This window comes from Kitasatospora sp. SC0581 (assembly GCF_048159585.1).
Lineage (GTDB): Bacteria > Actinomycetota > Actinomycetes > Streptomycetales > Streptomycetaceae > Kitasatospora.
The window spans coordinates 1-1,911 of the sequence record NZ_JBLRWA010000067.1 but is presented as its reverse complement, the minus strand read 5'-3'; the positions used below and the strand labels follow the sequence as shown (position 1 = coordinate 1,911).

At 73.8% G+C, this 1,911-nt stretch carries 4 protein-coding genes; all 4 read left to right on the top strand.

What is annotated here, in order from left to right; translation table 11 throughout:
- Positions 1-501, top strand: a 501-nt coding sequence (locus ACLWS4_RS37045) for a hypothetical protein (protein WP_416876428.1), incomplete at its 5' end; no start/stop codon positions are given.
- A 114-nt stretch (positions 502-615) separates the two neighbouring features.
- Positions 616-864 (top strand): hypothetical protein, encoded by a 249-nt coding sequence (locus tag ACLWS4_RS37040; protein WP_416876427.1) that lies wholly within the window; start codon positions 616-618, stop codon positions 862-864.
- Positions 857-1,285 carry a hypothetical protein gene (locus ACLWS4_RS37035; RefSeq protein WP_416876426.1) on the top strand — a complete coding sequence of 143 codons (429 nt, stop codon included), beginning with the start codon at positions 857-859 and terminating at the stop codon, positions 1,283-1,285. The genes ACLWS4_RS37040 and ACLWS4_RS37035 overlap by 8 nt, the downstream gene beginning before the upstream one ends.
- Before the next feature lie 112 nt (positions 1,286-1,397).
- Positions 1,398-1,911: hypothetical protein (locus tag ACLWS4_RS37030; RefSeq protein WP_416876425.1), on the top strand; the 514-nt coding region annotated here is incomplete at its 3' end.

Here is a 1,911-nt window from a genome sequence, read left to right as displayed (position 1 = left end):
GGACGGCACCCGGCCGGAAGGACACCCGTGATGGCCCACCTTGAGCTGCCCTCCGACCTTGCTCGCCGCCTGGCCCCGCTGATGCTGCAGCACACCCAGCGCCTGGCCGAGGAAGTCGAGGAAGAGGCCCGGCGCCGAGCCCCGGCCGCCAAGACCTGGCACACCCAGGAAGACGGACAAGCCCGGCCCAGCCACCAGGCCGCCGACGGGCAGACCGTACCGGCACCGCTGCCGTTCTCCGTCGGGAACGCCACGCTCTCCGGGCCCCGCGACCCCGAAGGCCCCGTCGAGGAGACCGCAGGGTGCCGGTGCACGGTCACGGAGGACCCGGAAGCCGTCGCCGCGACGATCTCGGCGACCAAGGCCGCCATCGACGGCGAGCGTGCCCGCGCGACGGTCACCTGCGACTTCCCGCGGGCCGCCGAAGCCGAGTTCGCGCACGGCGACGGCACGCACTTCATGAGCGGCGCCGCCTCCCAGGTCGCCGCCCGGCACCGCTGACCCGCCCGCCGGCGCCCGACCGGGGCGAGGCCCGGCCGGGGAAGGGCGGACGGTAGAGGCCGGGCCCTGCTTTCCTTCGCCCGGTCACCCCGAACACCGCCCGAAGGAGCCGACATGGCCCAGCCCGACCGCGTCCGGATCGTCCTCGCCCACCACCTCACGCGGGACGGCGAGCAGTTGATGCCCGGCGACGAGATCGAGGTGCCGCACCACGAGGCCCGGCAGCTGATCAGCGCCGGGTACGTCGCCAACGTGGACCCCACCGACACGGACGCGGTCGCCAAGGCCCTCGCCCCGGTCGAGCGCAAGCCGGCCGTGGTCAAGCCGACGGCGAACAAGGCGGCAGGGCAGGCGAGTGGGTGACCTGGCCGCCCTCGACGCCGAGGACCTGGCCGTCGCCTGGCTGTCGGGGCACGCCGAGCTGACGACGGCGCTCGGCGGCCCCGGCCGGGTCGGGGCCCGCAACACCCCGCCCTACCCCCGCATCCGCATCACCCAGGTGCCCGGCGGATCCGCCCCGGGCTGGCGCTGGACCGCCACCTTCCACCTCCAGGTCGAAGCGCTCGGCGACCTGGACCGCTCGACGCCCCGCCCCCTGCTGCGTCGAGCGTTCGCCACCGCGATCAAGGCCCTGCACGAGCTGGCGGACCAGACGGCCGTGCCGGGCCGGCCGGTGGTGACCGCCGTGCGGGCGCTGTCGACGGGCGGGTGGCTGCCGGAGCCGACCGGCCAGGCCCGGTACGTCGGCGTGGTCGCCGTCACCGCGCACCCGCCGACCGCCTGAGGCGGCATTGCGCGAGTTGTGCGACAGCCCCACGCGCGGTGACGGCGCGACGCTACCGCTCGGCGGGGCCTACGGTCCGGCTCGTCCCTGGCGCCCACGTTGAGGAGGATCGGTGCCCGCGGAGAGCCTGTTCGTAGCCCAGATGGCCCGTCTGTACCTGGCGGCGCCGGGTACGGTCGCACCCACGGACCCGGTGGCGGCGATGCCCGCCGGATGGAAGGAAGCCGGGCTGTTCAAGCCGGGCAGCCTGGAGTGGAACACCGACCCGAAGTTCGAGGACCTCAAGAGCCACCAGCTGAGGTACGCGGCCCGCACCATCCAGACCGAGGACGCCGCGACCGTCAAGGTCGAGCTTCAGGAGTGGAACGCCGGCAACATCATCGCGACGTACGGCGGCGGCGAGGTCACGAGCCTCACCCAGAACGGCAAGACCTTCTACCGGTACAGCCCGCCGAAGGTAGGCGGGCGCAAGCCGTTCGCGGCAGTGGTCGAGCTGATCGATGGCGCGAAGCACTACCGGCGGATCGTGCCGCTGTGCGACCAGGTCGCGTCGGTGGCCCAGAAGTACCCGAACGACGCCGAGTCCACCCTGCCCCTCGAGCTGAAGGTGATCGGCGGGGAGGGAG